This is a genomic window from Loktanella agnita, assembly GCF_046640325.1.
Lineage (GTDB): Bacteria > Pseudomonadota > Alphaproteobacteria > Rhodobacterales > Rhodobacteraceae > Yoonia > Yoonia agnita.
Genome location: NZ_JBJMBF010000002.1, coordinates 99,514 through 117,329, shown reverse-complemented (window position 1 = coordinate 117,329; position 17,816 = coordinate 99,514). Strand labels below are relative to the sequence as shown.

The following is a 17,816-nucleotide window of genomic DNA, read 5'->3' as shown; positions in this document are numbered from 1 at the left end:
CTATTCAGCCAGCAGCGCCGCGATGATGGCGTAGGCGCTGTCGCTGGACCAATCCGCATCCCCTTGCAGGCGGGCAACCTCTTGTCCTTCGGGGTTCAGGATCAGCGTCACCGGCAGGCCCAGCACACCAAGGCTGCGCGCCAGCGCCTGCCGGGGGTCGGTATGCAAGGGCAGGTTGTCGACTGCAATTTCTTCAAAAAAACGCTCCATCGCCGGGCGGGGATTGCGCCCGGTCGCGATGGTGACGACTTCGAAATCCGCACCGCCCAGCTGTGTCTGCATATCGCCCAGCATCGGCATTTCCTTGCGGCAGGGCGCGCACCATGTGGCCCAGAAATTCACCAGCACATATTTACCCTGATAATCCGCGAGCGTGGCTTCGGTCCCGTCTGCGGCTGTAAAGCTTACATCTGACCCCGGCTCTGGCGTGTCATGCAGGATCAGTTTGCGCATATCGCCTTCGCGCAGGGCGGCAATATCCGTTACTTCTGCCACGCCTGGATTTGCAACAAGCGCGAGCGCCGTATAAAGCAGGGCAAACATCAATTTCCGCATAGGCTGTATCCTTCATGACCAAATCCGCAAACACGATGTGGGGCGGGCGTTTCGCCGCCGGACCAGACGCGATCATGGAGGCGATCAATGCCTCGATCAGGTATGACCGCCGTCTTGCGCCACAGGACATCGCAGGTTCACGGGCCCATGCAGCCATGCTGGCGGCCACAGGCATTATTACCGATAATGATGCAGAGACGATCCGGGAAGGCCTGCTCACCGTTTTGTCAGAAATTGAAGCCGGTGATTTCCCATTTTCCGCCGCATTGGAAGACATCCACATGAATGTGGAGGCCCGGCTGAAAGACATGATCGGCGAACCGGCAGGTCGCTTGCACACAGCCCGGTCGCGCAATGATCAGGTGGCTGTCGATTTCCGGTTGTGGGTCCGCGATCAATGCGATCAGGCCGATGCCGCGCTGGCGGGGCTGCAAAAAGCACTGCTGGAACAGGCAGAGGCCGGGGCGGATTGGGTCATGCCAGGCTTTACCCATTTGCAGACCGCACAACCGGTCACATGGGGCCACCATATGCTTGCCTATGTGGAAATGTTCGCGCGCGACCGGTCCCGCTTTGCCGATGCGCGCAAGCGGATGAACCTGTCGCCCTTGGGCGCTGCGGCCTTGGCTGGCACGTCTTTTCCGATTGACCGGCATATGACCGCAGAAGCGCTGGGCTTCGACGGGCCGGCGCATAACTCGCTCGACGCCGTGAGCGACCGGGATTTTGCGTTGGAATATTTAGCAGCGGCCAGCATCTGCGCCATGCATCTTTCGCGCATCGCCGAAGAGCTGGTGATCTGGTCCTCTGCCCAGTTCCGCTTTGTCAAAATGTCAGACAAATGGTCCACCGGATCGTCCATCATGCCGCAGAAACGCAACCCGGACGCGGCAGAGCTGATCCGCGCCAAGATTGGGCGCATCTTCGGGGCCAATGTGGCACTGATGACGGTGATGAAAGGGTTGCCGCTGACCTATTCAAAGGACATGCAAGAAGACAAAGAACAGACATTCGACGCTGCAGACAATCTGATGCTTGCGCTGGCCGCGATGACCGGGATGGTCAGTGACATGACCGCGAACCGCGACGCGCTGAAAACCGCCGCTGCAAGCGGATTTTCGACCGCAACCGATCTGGCCGATTGGCTGGTGCGCGAACTTGGGTTACCGTTCCGAGAGGCACATCACGTGACCGGCACTCTCGTGGCGCTGGCCGAGGGCAAGGGCTGCGATCTGCCCGACCTGACGCTTGACGACATGCAATCCGTGCATGACGCGATCCGGGCCGATGTGTTCGATGTGCTTGGGGTTGAAAACTCGGTCGCGTCACGGACCAGCTATGGCGGCACGGCACCCGCACAGGTCCGCGACCAGATCGCACGATGGAAAGAGGTTATAGAATGAAACCTGCTGTCTTGATCTTATTCGCGAGCGTCCTTGCCGGCTGCGGCGCAGATGGCGCGCCGATGCGGCCCAGCGCAAATGTGGGGATGAGCGTTGGATCGAACGGCGTCAGCACAAGCACAGTGGTTGGCGCCAGCAATGGCACCGTTTCCGTCGGCGTGGGTTTCTGATGCGACCGGTCTTTCTTTTGCTTGCGATCTGGGGCACAGCGCACCCGATGTATTATTTCGTCGGCTGGTTTCAGGCGAATAGCTGGGACCTGATGGCGATGGTCGATGCCTGGCACGCCAATGCGGCCACCAGCGGGCTTGTCTGGGATCTGACCATCGCGGCTATCGCACTGACCCTCTGGATCCTGACGGAGGCGTTCAAAAACAAGAATTACCGCAGTCTTATTGCCATTCCAGCGACCTTTTGTATTGGGGTCAGCTGCGGGCTGCCGCTTTATCTCTACATGCGCAACCGGGTCATCTATCTTCCCGACGGGCGCAGTGTGCGCAACTCATGATGTCGTGAAATGAGGGTTGGTCCCGCGACGGCATCTGCTATGTCCGGGGTGATTTCGGACAAGGATCGCAAAGTTGGACCATTTTCTTTATCGTAACGGCGCGCTGCATGCCGAAGATGTTCCCGTGGCAGAGATTGCTGCCGCTGTCGGCACGCCGTTCTATCTGTATTCCACCGCTACGCTGACCCGGCATTTCAAGCTATTCGACGAAGCGCTCGACTGGACTGATCATCTGGTCTGTTTCGCGATGAAATCGGCCTCTAACCAAGCAATCCTTAGGGTTCTCGCAAATGCAGGCGCGGGGATGGATGTCGTGTCCGTCGGGGAATATCTGCGCGCCAAAGCGGCAGGTGTGCCGGGAGAAAAGATCGTCTTTTCCGGCGTCGGCAAGACAGCCGAGGAAATGCGCATGGCGTTGGAAGGTGGCATTCGTCAGTTCAATGTCGAAAGCGAACCTGAAATGGCGATGCTGGATCAGGTGGCGCAATCACTGGGTACTGTGGCCCCGATCACCATTCGGGTGAATCCGGATGTGGACGCCAAGACCCATGCCAAGATTGCGACCGGCAAATCTGAAAATAAATTCGGCATTCCGATCAGCCGCGCGTGCGAGGTTTACGCGATGGCTGCCCGCATGCCGGGCCTGCGCGTTGTGGGGATCGACGTACATATCGGCTCGCAACTGACAGAGCTGGCCCCGTTCGAAGCCGCCTATCAAAAGGTTGCTGAACTGACAGAACTGCTGCGCGCCGAAGGGCATGACATCACCCGGCTTGATTTGGGTGGCGGGCTGGGTATCCCCTATACCCGCTCGAACGAGGCCCCGCCCCTGCCGACCGAATATGGCGCGCTGATCCAGCGCACGCTGGGCCATCTGGGCTGCGAGATTGAGATTGAACCGGGGCGTCTGATATCGGGCAATGCCGGGATCATGGTGTCCAAGGTGATCTATGTGAAATCCGGCGAAGACCGCGATTTCCTGATCCTTGACGGGGCGATGAACGATCTGATCCGGCCAGCCATGTACGATGCATGGCACGATATCGTGCCCATAATAGAACCGCAGCCGGGTCAGGAGCCTGCAAAATACGATATCGTCGGTCCGATCTGCGAAAGCGGTGATACTTTCGCCAAGGGGCGCGAAATGCCGCAGTTGCGGGCTGACGATCTTGTCGCCTTTCGCTCTGCCGGGGCGTATGGTGCGGTGATGTCGTCTGAATACAACTCTCGGCCTATGATCCCGGAAGTGCTGGTAGACAAAGATCAATTTGCAGTTATTCGCCCACGCCCTACCTATGAAGAGATGATTTCACGCGATACACTACCCTCGTGGCTGGAATAGTCGCGACACAGGATGGAGAGCCCCGCTGAAACACCAGCCTGACCAGATGCGCCATCTGCGCCTGCCCGTCGCCCTGACCCGCGCGGGCATGTTTGCTGAGAATGCCGTGCGATCCTTCTGGCCGCTTTGGACGGTGATCTTTGTCGTCCTCGCCCCCATGATGATGGGCTGGCAGGACGATCTGCCGCTCGAGCTTTTCTGGGGTGCCATTGTCCTGTCGTTCATTGCTGTGCTCGCCAGCCTGATCTGGGGTGTGCGGCGCTTTCGGATGCCATCCCGCGCAGCAGCACTGGAGCGGGTCGATGCGAGCCTTCCCGGACGACCGATTGCCGCCATTACCGATACGCAGGCAATTGGCAGCGGCGATATGGCGTCGCAAGCCGTCTGGCAGGCACATATGGCCCGCATGGCCGAACGCACAAAACAGGCTCGCCCTGTTGAACCCGACCTGCGCATTTCTGATCGCGACCCTTACGGCCTGCGCTTTATCGCGCTGATGTTCTTCGTGACCGCCTTCCTTTTTGGCTCGCTCTGGCGGGTCGGCTCTGTGGGCGAGATTATGACAGGCAATGAACCGACATTGGCCACAGGCCCGGTTTGGGAAGGCTGGGCGCAGCCACCGACCTATACTGGCAAGCCGACGATCTATCTTAATGATGTCCCGCCCGGTCCATTGCAAATTGCCGAAGGCAGCACGATCACCCTGCGGCTTTATGGCGAGGTCGGCGCGCTGACCGTGGCCGAGACTGTTTCAGGCCGCACCGGTGAAGTCGGCGCCGCGTCTGAACCGCAGCAAGAATTCACTGTCACCCAGTCGGGGAGCCTGTCGGTCGAAGGCCCGAATGGCGTCAGTTGGGAGGTCACGGCGATTGCGGATGAAGCGCCCAGCGTGGAACTGACAGGACCGATTGAGGCGGACGCTTATGGCGAACTGTCCCAGCCCTTTATCGCCCGCGATGATTACGGCGTCGAATATGGCACCGCGACGATTACCCTTGATCTGGTGAATGTGGACCGGCAGCACGGGCTGACGATTGATCCTGACCCGATGGAATCGCTGGTGCTTGACCTGCCGATGCCGTTCACCGGCGACCGGGCCGAGTTTGATGAGCTGCTGATTGATAACCTGAGCGAGCACCCGCTGGCCAATCTCCCTGTCACCTTGCAACTGCAAGTGACCGATGCCGCGGGCCAGACATCCAGCAGCCCGGCAGAACCGGTTATCCTGCCCGGACGGCGATTCTTTCAGCCGGTCGCGAAGGCGATCATCGAACAGCGGCGCGACCTGATGTGGTCCAAGGCGAATGGCCCCCGGATCAGCCAGATCCTCCGCGCGATTTCGTACCGGCCAGAGGATTTGTTTCCCAACCAAACCACCTATCTGCGGCTGCGCACGATCATCCGGCGACTAGAGCCGATGAATGAATTTGGCATGAACGATGAAGGTCAGGCCGAAATCGTCGAGGCGCTTTGGGATCTTGCGATCCAACTTGAAGATGGACGCCTGTCCGATGCCCGTGAACGGCTGCGCCGTGCGCAGGAACGGTTGGCCGAGGCGATGCGCAACGGCGCCTCGGACGAGGAAATCGCAGAGTTGATGCAGGAACTGCGCGAAGCCACAAACGACTACATGCGCATGCTGGCCGAACAGGCAGAGCCGGGCGACGGGACCGATCAGGCCGACAACAGCGAAAATACCATGACGATGACTCAGGACGAGTTGCAGGCGCTGATGGACCGCATCGAAGAGCTGATGCAAGAAGGCCGCATGGCCGAGGCGCAAGAGCTGATGGAACAGCTGAACCAGATGATGGAAAACATGCGCGTCACGCAGGGCGAAGGTGGTGATGGCCCCCAGACACCCGGGCAGCAATCCATGCAGGATCTGGCCGAAACACTACGCGATCAAGAAGAGCTGTCAGATGATGCGTTCCGCGATTTGCAGGAACAATTCAACCCCGGCCAGCAACAGCAACCCGGACAACAGGGTCAGGACCAGCCGGGTCAACAGGGACAACAAGGCCGGCAAGGGCAAAGCGGGCAAGAAGGTCAGCAGGGCCAAAACGGAGAGCAACCCGGCCAGGATGGTCAGCAAGGGCAAGGTCAGGGCTTCGGGCGCGATGGCCAGAACGGCCAGCAATCCGACAATGGATCAGGTGGGCAAGGTAATGAACGCGGCCTTGCTGACCGGCAACGCGCCCTGCGGCAGGAACTTGAACGCCAGCGTCAGGGGCTACCCAACCTTGATGGCGAAGCAGGCGATATTGCGCGCCGTTCGCTTGAACGGGCCGAAGGTGCGATGGACGGTGCCGAAGAGGCGCTGCGCGATGGCGATCTGGCGGAAGCCATTGACCAGCAGGCCGAAGCGATGGATGCCCTGCGCAACGGGATGCGCGAGCTGGGGCAAGCACTGGCCCAAAACCAGAACAATGATCCGGGTCAGGGGTCCGAACAGGGCGAAGCAGCCGGGCGGCCCGTCCCCGGTCAACGCGATCCGCTGGGGCGCGAGGCAGGCAATACCGGCCAGCTTGGCACCGATCAACAGATGCTGGGCGGCGAAGACGTCCGGCGTCGGGCCGAAGAATTGCTGGGTGAAATCCGGCGACGCTCGGCTGAACAAGAAAGGCCCGAAGTCGAACGGGACTATCTACGCCGCCTGCTGGATCAGTTCTGACGCAGGTATAATCCTGCGGCAGACCTTTAACCGGGTTTACTCTGCCGGGGTGTCGTCCGGTGCCATCATGTCATTGAACATCGCTTGCCCCTTTTGCACCTGCACATCCAACCAGACCCGCAGATCATCGACAGTCGCCACATAGGTTTCCATGTAGGGCTGCGCTTGCGGCAGGGTTTCGACGATTTCGGCTGCAAAGAAATACGGGGTGATCAGGATCGCGATCAAGAACAGAACAATGATAAAGCCGCGACGGAAACCGCGACGCTTCACAACGTCGTCTTTTTCCGTCTCTGTCAGGCCAGTGGTATCATTCTCCTCTGCGCGGGCGCGCAGGCTGGCGTTGATTTCATCAATACCCGGAACGGTGCGCAGGTTGGCGTTGGCTGCAACCGCACCTGTGGCAGAAGCGGCAAGGTTCGCGCGCGAACCGCTCTCTGTTTCAGCAAGCTCCGAGATGCGGCGGCGGGTCCCGTCAGGCGCGGCGGCGGCGGGTTTGGCCGCAGTCTTGGTGCCATCCGCAGGCAGATCATGTTCCCGCTCTGCCTCTTCCCGTAGAATATCCGCGATCGAACTTTCCAGAGGCCTGCGTTTGGGGGCCGCAGGCGGCACCGGTGCAGGTGGCTCAGCCGGTTCCGAAGTCTCGGCAATGTCTTCTGGCGCACGACCGGCAACAATCGGCTTATCCGTCTGGAACCATGTATGCGCACAACTTGAACACTGCACATCACGGCCACCTTCGGGGATGACATCGTCGGCAACATCATATTGCGCATCACAATTAGGGCATATCAGCCGCATGTCATTCTTCCTTCTGCCCTTCAACCAGCAGTGTTTTTATTACTTTATCGTTCCGCAATTTAGCAACCACTGCGACAAACGCAAAGGATTTGCGCATCGCCCTCGCACCGATCATTGAAACCTGCGACAGATTTCGGCAGAACGGCAGCGTGACCAAAGGGAATACACCGTGATCGAACTCAATAACGTCGCCTATGGTTATAACGGCAACACGCTGTTTTCCCAGCTTTCTTTGGCGCTGGACCCGGGATCTTTTCATTTTTTGACCGGACCATCGGGGGCAGGAAAAACAACGTTATTGCGGCTTTGCTATGCCGATTTACGCGCCCAATCCGGTCAGGTGAGCCTTTTTGGACAGGATGCCGCCACGCTTAATCGCGACGCAGTGGCAATCGCGCGTCGCCGGATCGGGGTTGTGCATCAGGATTGCCAATTCCTTGACCATCTTTCCATTGCCGAAAATATCGCCCTGCCGCTGACCGTCTCCAACCGGGGCGATGAAACGATGGATAACCTCAAAGAGCTTCTTAGCTGGGTTGGCCTGGAACATCAGGCGAACCAATTGCCTGCCGAGTTATCTGGCGGCGAACGACAGCGGGCGGCGCTCGCCCGTGCTGTGATCACGTCGCCGGATGTCATTATCGCTGACGAACCGACCGGAAATGTGGACTGGGAAATGTCACAACGGCTGCTGATGTTGTTGGTGGAACTGAATCGCATGGGCAAGGCGGTACTGATCGCCACCCATGATTTGCACATGATCCGGTCGCTGAAATCCGATGTCAGTGCGCGTGTGTTGCGTCTGAAAGACCAGCAGCTTGTTCAGGCGGGGGCGGATCTGTGAAGGCGCTTTTTGAACTTATTGTCGGGGACCCGCAGGCGGACCGCGCTGTGCCACGTTCCGGTATCACCTCCCGGCTCACCGTGTTTGTGGCTACAACCATGGCCTTTCTGGCGGTGCTGGCGTTGGCGCTTTCAACCACGGCGGGGCGGGTGGCAGACCGTTGGGCGGATGAGCTGGCACAGGCCGCCACGTTGCGCCTGCCCGCCGATCCTGACCAGTCCGAGGCGCTGCTGCGGCTTGCCCTGCAGATCCTTGAAACCACACCCGGCGTTGCCTCTGCCCGCACACTGAGCAACGCAGAGCAGCAAGCCTTGCTGGAACCCTGGTTCGGGCCTGATCTTCCGCTAGAGACGCTGAACGTGCCGCAACTGGTCGAGGTCATTGCCGAAGATGACGGTTATGATCTGGCTGGGCTAAGCGCGCGGCTTTCTGCGGAAATTCCCGGTGCAGTACTGGATGATCACGGGGCGTGGCGCGAACCACTGATTGCCGCCGCCGGGCGGATTCGCCTGATCGGCTGTGCCATCGCGCTGATGATCGGGGCGACGGTGGCGGCCATGGTGACACTGGCCGCACAAGCATCGCTGTCGGCCAATGCGCAGGTGATCCGGGTGTTGCGGCTGGTCGGCGCGCGTGATGTCTACATCGCCCGCGCCTTCGTCCGGCGCTTCACCCTACGCTCTGCCGCCGGGGCAATGCTGGGGACGATCCTTGCTGTGTTGATCCTATTTGTCCTGCCACAAGGCGAAGGCGTTGGGCCTTTCACAAACATCGGCTTCACCGGGACAGGCTGGCTCTGGCCGGTCCTAATGCCGGTCTTGATCGCATGTATCGCGTTTTTTGCCACACGCGCCGCCGCCCTGCGCAGACTGAGAGAGCAAACATGAGATACGCAATCCAATGGCTCCGGTCGCTTGTCTTTAATATCCAGATGTATCTGGCGATGCCGGTGCTCGGTATCCTTTACCTGCCCGCTGCCATTATATCACCCAAAGGGGCCATCGCCGCCTGTCATGCCTATGTCCGATGGGTGCTTTGGACGGCGTCATGGATGATAGGGCTGAAATGCGAATACCGGGGCGAGGCCCCCAAAGACGAGGTGATGGTCGCGGCCAAGCATCAATCGTTCCTTGACGTATTGGCGATCTACGGGGCTGTTCCCCGTGGCAAGTTCATTATGAAAGCAATCCTGAAATACGCACCGATCATCGGGCAATTCGGGCTGCGCATTGGCTGCATCCCGGTTGACCGGGGCAAGCGAGGTCTGGCAATCAAAAAGATGCTCGCCGATGTACAGAGCGGACGCGCGCTTTCAGGGCAACTGATCATCTACCCCCAAGGCACCCGCATCGCCCCCGGCGTCAGCGCCCGCTACAAGATTGGCACCGGTGTGCTGTATCGCGAGCTTGGTCAACCGGTGGTACCTGTCGCCACAAATATCGGGCTGTTCTGGCCTAAGCGCGGCATCTACCGCAAACCCGGCACGGCCGTATTCGAATTTCTGCCCAGAATTGAACCGGGGCTGGACCTTGATACCTTCATGGCAAAGCTGGAGACCGAGATCGAAACCGCCTCTGACCGGCTGAACGCAGAGGCCGGGTTTCATGGTTAATGATATCGTTAAAGATATTGCCGCAATCGAGGCGCTGTACGGCCAGCCGAGCGAGGCTTCGGTGATTAAGGTCGCCGACCATTTGACCCCACTTTATACGAAATGGATCATGGATTCGCGGTTCTGCGTCGTTTCCACCGTCGGGCCGGGTGGCACCGATGGCAGCCCGCGCGGCGATGACGGCCCCGTGGTGCAGCCATTGGACAATAAGACCCTGCTGATGCCCGACTGGCGCGGCAACAACCGGAAGGACACGTTGCGCAATATCGTGGCTGACGGGCGGATCAGCCTGATGTTTTTCGTGCCCGGTTCAAACAATGTTGTGCGGGTCAACGGGACAGCGGTCGTTTCAACGGCACCAGCGCTAATCGACCGGTTCGAACAGAACGGGCGGCATCCACGTAGCGTTGTGGCGATCACCGTGGCAGAGGTCTACAGCCAATGCGCACGGGCACTTATGCGGGCACAGATTTGGACTTCTGGCGATGAAAGCACGGGGCTGCCGAGTGTTGGCGAATTACTGGCTGAGCAGAAACAGGGCTTTGACGGGCAAAGCTACGACGCCGCATGGACCGGACGCGCCGCCAAGACTATGTGGTAGGGACCACCGCTCAGTTCTTGAGCAGCTGCGTTTCCTTGCTGGCGATCACCATGCGTGCGGCCGGCAAAGGCGCTGTTTCATGCTCCAGTTCCGGGAAAATAAGGCACAATTCCGCATACGTTTCCTTGGAAAAGGTGGCGCTATCGCCCAGAAAATAGCTTTCTGTTTCCAGCCCATCACAATCAACAACTTCGTGCTGATCGAACAGGATGTGGAAGTATTCGACCCCAGAGTCGATCGGGGCCTCAATGATGCTGTGATCATTCATCAGTTTTTTGACCGGCACCAAAATTTCGTCGGTTCCGAAAAGCAGCTGCACCCGCCAACCCGACAAAAGCACGCGATGCTGTGGTGAAAACTGCAAATCTGACCGGGGGCGGCCCGGACCAAAGGCGTCCTGTCGGATCAGAATAGGGCGAAACCTCTTCTCACTTTCCAACACACTCGCTGGGAAATAGCGGCGGCCGATCCAGCGAATTTCCTGCAGCCCATGATCGCGCGTCTGCACCAGATCACCGACACGCAGCGTTTCGACGGCACGTGCCCCGTGCTGCGTCATGATCGGGCAACCTTTGGTAAAACAAAGCGGCGACGCCAGATTGCCATAGGCGATACTAGGTCCCTCGTTGGTATCGACCACCGTCAGCGGGGTATTGATCGGGGGAAAACCACCAATGTCGCCGACGAAGGCGAGACCTTCTACCGTCGCATAGGAGGTAGAGCCCGGTTCGTTGATGTTAAACGCCAGAAGCGTATAGCTATTGCCGTCCGGATCCTGCACCGTCAGCGAATATTCCGCCTCGACCCGTAAGCCTGACGCATAGGTTTCGCCGTCATAAGTCGTCGCGTTTTCGAGGGTTTGAGAGTTGCTACTGTCCCCGAAACTACTGTCGCCGCTGTCATCCACCTGAACCGCGGCCCAGTCGTTGTTGTTTAGCGTGATCGTCACACCCTGCAAATGCGAGCCATCACCCTGCGTGATGCCGGAAAGCTGCTGCCCCCCTGAAACAGTGAGATCGGACTCTGCCAATGTGTATATCGTGTAAACTGCCATGTCTTACGCGTCCGTCTTGGTCGACACCAATGATGTGTATGTGCGACGCATGAACAGGTCGCAGGAAACAATGGCGATTTCGTGCCAATACGCGTTAAAAAATAAGGTGTATGTTTCGTTTATAGGCCGCGAGCCACGCGGCATTGCAGAGACTGGCTTTTATGCGGCCAGCCCCTTGGAGCCAAGATCAAGATAGCGGCGCTGGCGGGCTTTGCGCACATCCTCGGCCGTCTTCCCGTCGAATTCTTTCAGCAACGCGCCAAGCGCCTTGCCGACCGCCTCGATCGCGATCTCGCGGTGACGATGTGCACCACCCTTAGGCTCTGCGATGACAGTGTCACAGACGCCCAGCTCTTTCAGGTCTTGCGCCGTCAGACGGAGTGCCTCAGCCGCTTCGCGCATCTTCTCGGCATCTTTCCACAGGATCGAGGCGCAGCCTTCTGGGCTGATCACGGAATAGACCGAATGTTCCAGCATCGCGACACGGTCCGCTGATGCAAAGGCCACCGCCCCGCCGGACCCGCCTTCGCCGATCACAACACTGATCAGCGGCACGCCAAGGGTCAGGCATTTCTCGGTCGAGCGGGCAATCGCCTCGGACTGGCCGCGTTCTTCCGCGCCTTTGCCGGGATAGGCACCGGGGGTGTCGACCAGAGTGATGACCGGCAGGCCGAATCGGTCGGCCAAATCCATCAGGCGGATCGCCTTGCGATAGCCTTCGGGGCGCGCCATGCCAAAATTCCGTTCGATCCGGGACTTGGTATCATGACCTTTTTCATGACCGATCACGACAACCGGGCGGCCATTCAGACGGGCCAGCCCGCCCATCACCGCATGGTCATCGGCAAAATTGCGGTCACCGGCCAGCGGCGTATATTCGGTGAACAGCGCCTCAATATAGTCTTTGCAATGGGGGCGTTCAGGATGGCGGGCCACCTGACATTTCCGCCAAGCGGACAGGTCTGCATAAAGCGACTGAAGCAAATCCGCCGCCTTCTTATCAAGGGCCGCCGCCTCTTTTTCTACATCCATTTCCGGATTGTCGCGAGCCATCGCGCGCAGCTCTTCTGCTTTGCCTTCGATTTCAGCCAGTGGCTTTTCAAAATCCAGATATTGGGTCATGCCGGAAACTCTTCTCTGCTTTTCAGAATATATGGTCGAATCTAGGCGCATTGGCAACGCCATCATCCCAACCGACTGAACACACGGCAACAGACGGTGCACAGCACACACGAACGGTATTTATTGTTGAGCAAAAAAATACAAAAAATCCAGTGACACCTGATCACCTCTCATATCGGAAACCTTCACCGAAAATTATCTGAATTCGTGCTCGACAGGGCTTAACACGCTCCCGAATGAGCGGCTAAAGGTCAGGGTGTTGCAACAAGGTACATGTGAGAGATCTATGAAAATTTTCGGACTTATCAGTATATTATTATATGTTTCGGCTTCTGCAGCGATGGCGCAGTCAGTCAATTTCGGTACGGACAATGGCGAATGGTCTAACGACGGTGAATGCGATGACCCACGCTTTGTAGGGGCCGGTATGACGACGACCCCGCTACTGCATGACGACGTGCTTGCGGACGCCACCGATTGCCAGACAGCTTTTGAAGCAGGCAACCTGACCCTGCGCGGCGTCGCCCAAAACGGCACAGTTGATTTCGGTGATGACAGCAGCGAATGGGCCAATGACAACGAATGCGATGACATGCGTTTCGAAGGGCCGGGCATGACGACGACCCCGCTGCTGTTCGAAGACATCATGACCGATGCGACCGATTGCCAGACCGCATTCAACGCGGGCCTGCTGGCCTTGGCCGGATCAGGGGACGTAGAGATGCCGGATGATATCATCGTCAAGGGCGTGAACTTCGGTAATGACCTTGGCGAATGGTCCAACGACGGTGAATGCGATGACCCGCGCTTTGTAGGGGCCGGCATGACAACAACGCCGCTATTGCAAGACGACGTCCTGCGCGACGCGACAGATTGTTCCACAGCGTTCCAAGCGGGCAATTTAACACTGCGTGGGGTGGCTAAGGACGGCACCGTCGATTTCGGCGATGACAGCGGCGAATGGGCCAATGACGGCGAATGCGACGACATGCGTTTCGAAGGGCCCGGCATGACCACAACCGCGCTTCTGTTTGACGACATCATGACCGATGCAACCGATTGCCAGACGGCATTCGACGCAGGCAACCTGATGCTGGTCGGTCAATAAAACCTTCGCGCCAGCCTGCGATCATCGCGGGCTGGCGCATGATCGGGTCATACTATTGCGCCCCCTGCTTTGCAAAATCAGCAAGATTTGTCCGCTTGGTCTTTGCTAAAGACTTTGCATGACACAGCAAAAAGCCAAAACCCACCCCCATCAGGACCGCATTATGCGGGTGATTGACTATATCCACAGTCACGCAAGCGCAGATTTGTCGCTTGAGCAGCTTGCCGATGTGGCGGCGATGTCTCGCTTTCACTGGCACCGGGTCTTTACGGCCGTCATGGGTGCGCCGCCTGCCGTGATTATTCGAACGGTGCGGATGCACAAAGCGACCATGTTGCTGTTGCGGACGGATATGTCTGTCGCCAAGGTTGGGGCCGCTGTGGGCTATCCCAATAAACGCAGATTTGACCGTACCTTTAAAGACGCTTATGGCCAAAGCCCGGCGGCGTTTCGCGCCGCGGGTTTGGCATCAGATGAAATATCCCCATCAGTAGGAGAACACCCCATGTTCACTGTCGAGACCCTGATCGCCCCGGCCAAACGCCTTGCAGCGCTCAGCCATGTTGGTGATTATTCAGAAGGCAGCATTTGCTATCAAAAAGTTGCCACGATCATTACGACCGGTGGGCACTGGTCGCACGTGCGGGGCATGGTTGGGATTTACTACGATAATCCCGATGTCACCCCGACCAACGCATTGCGCAGCCATGCGGGCGTTCTTTGGGAAGGGGACGATGTGCCAGCGGGTCTTGAAGACGTTGCCATCGCAGGGGGGCGTTATGCCGTGCTTCACTTCAAGGGGCCTTATATCGGTCTGCAAAAGGCCTATCGCTATCTTTACGGCGATTGGCTCACCGAAACGAATGAACCCCTGCGCGACGCCCCGTGCTATGAGGTCTATTTGAACGATCCCACCTGCACCCCACAAGACGAACTTTTGACGGATATCTACATGCCGCTGGCGGATTAACCTCAGCCTGCGATCATCTCGGACTGGCGCACGATGACCTCGGCCTGCTTGATCGACGCAATATCAACCAGACGGCCTTTGTAGACAGTCGCGCCCTCGCCCCGCGCCTTGGCCTCTTCCATTGCTGACAGGATTTCGCGGGCTTCGGTCACGGCGGCATCGGATGGGGTGAAAACCTCATTCGCGAGTGCGATCTGTTTGGGGTGGATCGCCCATTTCCCCACCATGCCCAGCGTCGCTGACCGGCGCGCCTGCGCGCGGTAGCCTTCGTCATCGGAAAAATCGCCAAAGGGACCATCGACCGGCAGCACACCATGGGTGCGGCAAGCCGCGACGATGGCGGTTTGCGCCCAGTGCCACGGGTCGGAATAATGCCGCGTGTCACCATGCAGCATATAATAGTTTTCCTGCGTGCCACCGATGCCGGTCGTTTGCATCCCCATAGAGGCCGCGAAATCCGCTGCCCCCAGCGACATGGCTTGCAAACGCGGGGAGCTGGCGGCGATCTCCTCGACATGGGCGATGCCAGCGGCGGATTCGATGATGACTTCAAAACTGATCGGCTTGCGGCGCCCCTTGGCGGTTTCGACGGCCGTGACCAGCGCATCAACCGCGTAAACATCCGCCGCACAGCCGACTTTCGGGATCATGATCTGATCCAGCCGGTCGCCCGCTTGTTCCATCAGATCGACCACATCGCGATACCAATAGGGTGTATCCAACCCGTTGATCCGCACTGAAAGATATTTACTGTTCCAGTCCACATCGCTGATCGCGGCGATGACATTGGCGCGGGCTGTGTCTTTGTCAGATGGTGAAACGCTGTCTTCCAGATCAAGGTTGATCACATCCGCCGAACTTGCCGCCATTTTTGCAAACAGCTTGGTGTTTGAGCCCGGACCGAACAGCTGGCAGCGATTAGGGCGGGCCGGGGCGGTCGGTTGCAGGCGGAATGACATTTGCGATCCTCAGCGTATCAAAATTTCACATCTCTCTCCTTAATGGTTAGATTGTTGCGCAACGGATCGCAAGCATGATTTCGCAGCCGCAGCATTTCTGCCGCAGCTTTGCTTACGCTTAAAACTATTAAAAAAGCTCAGACGCCCGCGTCGACAATCGCCCTGGCGAGGATCGGCACGCTGTCTGCGTTCAGCCCGGCCACATTGATCCGGCTATCGCCGACCATATAAATCCCGTGGGTTTCGCGCATCTCTTCAACCTGTTCCGGCGTCGCGCCCAATCGACTGAACATGCCGCGATGCTGCGCGATGAAATCGAACCGGTCGGAATTCGTCAGGCGCTTCAGCTCATCCGCGAGCTGCTGCCGCAGGGCAAGCATACCGTTGCGGGTTTCTTCCAGCTCTGCCTCCCAATCGGCACGCAGGCCGGGGTCGGTCAGAATGGTCGTGACGACCCGCGCCCCATGATCGGGCGGGAAGGAATAGTTTTGGCGGTTCAGGAACGCCAGGTTTTGCTGGGTCAGCGCCTGCTGGTCCGCATCCTTGGCAATCGCCATCAGAACACCGGTCCGTTCGCGGTAGACCCCGAAATTCTTTGAACAGCTCGCCGCGATCAGTACATTGTCAAATGCCCGCGCGATCTGACGGGTGATCAGCGCATCCGCATCCAGCCCATCACCAAAGCCCTGATAGGCAATGTCAATAAAGGGAACAGCGCCTTTTTCCTGCAGAATTTCAATCACTTGACTCATCTGATCATAGGTCAGATTGGCCCCGGTCGGGTTGTGGCAGCAACCATGCAGCAGCACCACATCACCCTTGGCCACCTGTCTCAGGTCAGCCAGCATACCGTCAAAATTCACATCGCGGGTGACACTGTCGAAATAGGTATATTCGGCCATATTCATGCCGAGGTATTTCAGGATCGACGGGTGGTTTGGCCATGTGGGGTTGGACAGCCAAACGGTCGCCTGTGGCGCGGCGATGCGGATCAGTTCAAGCGCCTGCCGGATCGCGCCGGTCCCGCCCGGCGTGGCAATCGCGGCGATCCGTTCGGCGGGCACGCTGTCACCTAACACCAGATCACGCATCGCAGCCCCAAATGCCGGATCACCAGCCAGCCCGGTATAGGCCTTAGTCGATTGATCGGCGAGGATACGGCGCTCTGCCTCTTTGACCGCACGCATGACGGGGGTGTTGCCAGAGGCATCCTTGTAAACACCAACACCCAAATCCACCTTTTCGGTGCGCGGGTCAGCCTTGTAGGCGGCCATCAGGGCAAGGATTTTATCGGCGGGTCGGGCTGTCAGGTTTTCCAGCATCAGGCTGCTCCGGTTTCGATTGGCAGGTCGGCATACATGCCCCATTCGGACCATGAGCCATCGTAAAGTGCGTGATCGGTCTTGCCGATCCGTTCAAGCGCAAGCGACAGGATCGCGGCGGTCACGCCGGACCCGCAGGTGGTGATCGCGGTTTTTTGCAGATCGACGCCTGCGTCACTAAAGATCGTGCGCAATGTATTGCGCGGCTTCATTGTGCCGTCTTCTTTCAGAAGGTCTTGATAAAACACGTTTTTCGAGCCGGGGATATGACCCGCGCGCAGCCCTTCACGCGGCTCTGGCGCATCGCCACGGAACCGGGCCGGGCCACGGGCGTCAATGATTTCCTGATCGCCCAGCTTGGCCGCGCGCGCGACCTCTGTCACATCGCGGACAAGATCTTTGCGCGGGGTCACAGTCATATGCCGGTCGCGGATCACGGGCGGGGTCGCGGTGACTGCATGCCCATCCGCCAGCCATTTGGGCAGCCCACCATCCAATACGGCGATATTGGTCTGGCCCATCAACCGGAACAGCCACCAGACGCGGGCAGCGGAAAAGATACCCGCCCCGTCATAAACCACCACCTGATGCCCATCACCGACGCCCATTGCGCGCATGCGGGACATGAATTTTTCCACTGGCGGGGCCATATGTGGAAGTTCGGAACGCTGGTCGGAAATCTCGTCGATGTCAAAGAAACGCGCGCCAGGGATATGCGCCGTTTCGTATTCCGCCTTTGCGTCGCGGGCCATGTCTGGCAGATACCATGAGGCGTCAAAGATCCGAAGATCAGGGTCCTTCAAATGCGCCGCAAGCCAGCCTGTGCTGACCAGCGTTTTCGGGTCGTCTGACACGGCGGCGGTCATGGTCATACCTTTTCCATTGCGCTTCACAAAACCCGCTGATCGGCTCAGCGCCCGTCATTGGTCATTTCAGAGCGC

At 58.6% G+C, this 17,816-nt stretch carries 19 protein-coding genes; 11 read left to right on the top strand and 8 right to left on the bottom strand.

Annotated elements, in window-relative coordinates; all coding sequences use genetic code 11:
• The gene (locus ACJ5NV_RS02640) at positions 1–555 is read right to left on the bottom strand and encodes a TlpA disulfide reductase family protein (RefSeq protein ID WP_411642066.1); all 555 of its coding nucleotides are present in this window, start codon (positions 553–555) and stop codon (positions 1–3) included.
• A gap of 14 nt (positions 556–569) precedes the next feature.
• Between ACJ5NV_RS02640 and argH the strand changes: the two genes are divergently transcribed.
• The 5 genes from argH to ACJ5NV_RS02615 all read left to right on the top strand — a co-directional run bounded on the left by argH (position 570) and on the right by ACJ5NV_RS02615 (position 6,482).
• Entirely contained in the window at positions 570–1,958 is a 1,389-nt protein-coding gene (argH, locus tag ACJ5NV_RS02635) for an argininosuccinate lyase (RefSeq protein WP_411642065.1), read from the top strand.
• Entirely contained in the window at positions 1,955–2,128 is a 174-nt protein-coding gene (locus ACJ5NV_RS02630; RefSeq protein ID WP_411642064.1) for a hypothetical protein, read from the top strand. The genes argH and ACJ5NV_RS02630 overlap by 4 nt, the downstream gene beginning before the upstream one ends.
• Complete coding sequence (locus tag ACJ5NV_RS02625; RefSeq protein WP_411642063.1) at positions 2,128–2,466, top strand: DUF2834 domain-containing protein; 339 nt, start codon at positions 2,128–2,130, stop codon at positions 2,464–2,466. The genes ACJ5NV_RS02630 and ACJ5NV_RS02625 overlap by 1 nt, the downstream gene beginning before the upstream one ends.
• 73 nt (positions 2,467–2,539) lie before the next feature.
• Complete coding sequence (gene lysA, locus ACJ5NV_RS02620; RefSeq protein ID WP_411642062.1) at positions 2,540–3,808, top strand: diaminopimelate decarboxylase; 1,269 nt, start codon at positions 2,540–2,542, stop codon at positions 3,806–3,808.
• 46 nt (positions 3,809–3,854) lie between these two features.
• Positions 3,855–6,482, top strand: a complete 2,628-nt coding sequence (locus ACJ5NV_RS02615) for a TIGR02302 family protein (protein WP_411642061.1) — start codon at positions 3,855–3,857, stop codon at positions 6,480–6,482.
• Positions 6,483–6,518: 36 nt separating this feature from the next.
• On the opposite strand, the gene ACJ5NV_RS02610 is transcribed toward ACJ5NV_RS02615, so the two are convergent.
• Both ACJ5NV_RS02610 and ACJ5NV_RS02605 read right to left on the bottom strand, forming a co-directional pair.
• Positions 6,519–7,283: a zinc-ribbon domain-containing protein gene (locus tag ACJ5NV_RS02610; protein WP_411642060.1), complete on the bottom strand. Its 765-nt coding sequence runs from the start codon at positions 7,281–7,283 to the stop codon at positions 6,519–6,521.
• Position 7,284: 1 nt separating this feature from the next.
• Positions 7,285–7,440: a hypothetical protein gene (locus tag ACJ5NV_RS02605; RefSeq protein ID WP_411642059.1), complete on the bottom strand. Its 156-nt coding sequence runs from the start codon at positions 7,438–7,440 to the stop codon at positions 7,285–7,287.
• Between the two features lie 12 nt (positions 7,441–7,452).
• Between ACJ5NV_RS02605 and ACJ5NV_RS02600 the strand changes: the two genes are divergently transcribed.
• The 4 genes from ACJ5NV_RS02600 to ACJ5NV_RS02585 are packed head-to-tail and all read left to right on the top strand — an operon-like array spanning position 7,453 to position 10,340.
• On the top strand, positions 7,453–8,127 hold the full coding sequence (locus tag ACJ5NV_RS02600; protein WP_411642058.1) for a cell division ATP-binding protein FtsE: 675 nt from the start codon (positions 7,453–7,455) through the stop codon (positions 8,125–8,127).
• The gene (locus ACJ5NV_RS02595) at positions 8,124–9,014 is read left to right on the top strand and encodes a cell division protein FtsX (protein WP_411642057.1); all 891 of its coding nucleotides are present in this window, start codon (positions 8,124–8,126) and stop codon (positions 9,012–9,014) included. The genes ACJ5NV_RS02600 and ACJ5NV_RS02595 overlap by 4 nt, the downstream gene beginning before the upstream one ends.
• Positions 9,011–9,739 (top strand): lysophospholipid acyltransferase family protein, encoded by a 729-nt coding sequence (locus tag ACJ5NV_RS02590; RefSeq protein ID WP_411642056.1) that lies wholly within the window; start codon positions 9,011–9,013, stop codon positions 9,737–9,739. The genes ACJ5NV_RS02595 and ACJ5NV_RS02590 overlap by 4 nt, the downstream gene beginning before the upstream one ends.
• On the top strand, positions 9,732–10,340 hold the full coding sequence (locus ACJ5NV_RS02585; RefSeq protein ID WP_411642055.1) for a pyridoxamine 5'-phosphate oxidase family protein: 609 nt from the start codon (positions 9,732–9,734) through the stop codon (positions 10,338–10,340). The genes ACJ5NV_RS02590 and ACJ5NV_RS02585 overlap by 8 nt, the downstream gene beginning before the upstream one ends.
• Before the next feature lie 10 nt (positions 10,341–10,350).
• Here ACJ5NV_RS02585 and ACJ5NV_RS02580 read toward each other — a convergent pair whose 3' ends face one another.
• The gene (locus tag ACJ5NV_RS02580; RefSeq protein WP_411642054.1) at positions 10,351–11,394 is read right to left on the bottom strand and encodes a Hint domain-containing protein; all 1,044 of its coding nucleotides are present in this window, start codon (positions 11,392–11,394) and stop codon (positions 10,351–10,353) included.
• Positions 11,395–11,553: 159 nt separating this feature from the next.
• Complete coding sequence (locus ACJ5NV_RS02575; protein ID WP_411642053.1) at positions 11,554–12,516, bottom strand: acetyl-CoA carboxylase carboxyltransferase subunit alpha; 963 nt, start codon at positions 12,514–12,516, stop codon at positions 11,554–11,556.
• 427 nt (positions 12,517–12,943) lie between these two features.
• On the opposite strand from ACJ5NV_RS02575, the gene ACJ5NV_RS02570 reads away from it, so the two are divergent.
• Positions 12,944–13,624: a hypothetical protein gene (locus ACJ5NV_RS02570; RefSeq protein ID WP_411642052.1), complete on the top strand. Its 681-nt coding sequence runs from the start codon at positions 12,944–12,946 to the stop codon at positions 13,622–13,624.
• A 118-nt stretch (positions 13,625–13,742) separates the two neighbouring features.
• Complete coding sequence (locus ACJ5NV_RS02565) at positions 13,743–14,594, top strand: AraC family transcriptional regulator (protein ID WP_411642051.1); 852 nt, start codon at positions 13,743–13,745, stop codon at positions 14,592–14,594.
• Between the two features lie 2 nt (positions 14,595–14,596).
• On the opposite strand, the gene ACJ5NV_RS02560 is transcribed toward ACJ5NV_RS02565, so the two are convergent.
• The 3 genes from ACJ5NV_RS02560 to sseA all read right to left on the bottom strand — a co-directional run bounded on the left by ACJ5NV_RS02560 (position 14,597) and on the right by sseA (position 17,741).
• Complete coding sequence (locus tag ACJ5NV_RS02560; RefSeq protein WP_411642050.1) at positions 14,597–15,553, bottom strand: L-malyl-CoA/beta-methylmalyl-CoA lyase; 957 nt, start codon at positions 15,551–15,553, stop codon at positions 14,597–14,599.
• Between the two features lie 137 nt (positions 15,554–15,690).
• Positions 15,691–16,875, bottom strand: coding sequence for an amino acid aminotransferase (locus tag ACJ5NV_RS02555; protein WP_411642049.1), 1,185 nt, complete (start codon positions 16,873–16,875; stop codon positions 15,691–15,693).
• Positions 16,875–17,741, bottom strand: a complete 867-nt coding sequence (sseA, locus tag ACJ5NV_RS02550; protein WP_411642275.1) for a 3-mercaptopyruvate sulfurtransferase — start codon at positions 17,739–17,741, stop codon at positions 16,875–16,877. Before sseA ends, ACJ5NV_RS02555 begins: the two co-directional genes overlap by 1 nt.
• Positions 17,742–17,816 lie beyond the last annotated feature (75 nt).

Bases quoted from the DNA above. Each gene is read 5' to 3' on its own strand.
- ACJ5NV_RS02570 (WP_411642052.1), top strand. From the start codon at position 12,944: ATGACGACGACCCCGCTACTGCATGACGACGTGCTTGCGGACGCCACC.
- ACJ5NV_RS02575 (WP_411642053.1), bottom strand. From the start codon at position 12,516: ATGACCCAATATCTGGATTTTGAAAAGCCACTGGCTGAAATCGAAGGC.
- ACJ5NV_RS02640 (WP_411642066.1), bottom strand. From the start codon at position 555: ATGCGGAAATTGATGTTTGCCCTGCTTTATACGGCGCTCGCGCTTGTT.
- ACJ5NV_RS02615 (WP_411642061.1), top strand. From the start codon at position 3,855: ATGCGCCATCTGCGCCTGCCCGTCGCCCTGACCCGCGCGGGCATGTTT.
- sseA (WP_411642275.1), bottom strand. From the start codon at position 17,741: ATGACCGCCGCCGTGTCAGACGACCCGAAAACGCTGGTCAGCACAGGC.
- ACJ5NV_RS02590 (WP_411642056.1), top strand. From the start codon at position 9,011: ATGAGATACGCAATCCAATGGCTCCGGTCGCTTGTCTTTAATATCCAG.
- ACJ5NV_RS02585 (WP_411642055.1), top strand. From the start codon at position 9,732: ATGGTTAATGATATCGTTAAAGATATTGCCGCAATCGAGGCGCTGTAC.
- ACJ5NV_RS02630 (WP_411642064.1), top strand. From the start codon at position 1,955: ATGAAACCTGCTGTCTTGATCTTATTCGCGAGCGTCCTTGCCGGCTGC.
- ACJ5NV_RS02610 (WP_411642060.1), bottom strand. From the start codon at position 7,283: ATGCGGCTGATATGCCCTAATTGTGATGCGCAATATGATGTTGCCGAC.
- ACJ5NV_RS02625 (WP_411642063.1), top strand. From the start codon at position 2,128: ATGCGACCGGTCTTTCTTTTGCTTGCGATCTGGGGCACAGCGCACCCG.
- argH (WP_411642065.1), top strand. From the start codon at position 570: ATGACCAAATCCGCAAACACGATGTGGGGCGGGCGTTTCGCCGCCGGA.
- ACJ5NV_RS02555 (WP_411642049.1), bottom strand. From the start codon at position 16,875: ATGCTGGAAAACCTGACAGCCCGACCCGCCGATAAAATCCTTGCCCTG.
- ACJ5NV_RS02560 (WP_411642050.1), bottom strand. From the start codon at position 15,553: ATGTCATTCCGCCTGCAACCGACCGCCCCGGCCCGCCCTAATCGCTGC.
- ACJ5NV_RS02580 (WP_411642054.1), bottom strand. From the start codon at position 11,394: ATGGCAGTTTACACGATATACACATTGGCAGAGTCCGATCTCACTGTT.
- ACJ5NV_RS02565 (WP_411642051.1), top strand. From the start codon at position 13,743: ATGACACAGCAAAAAGCCAAAACCCACCCCCATCAGGACCGCATTATG.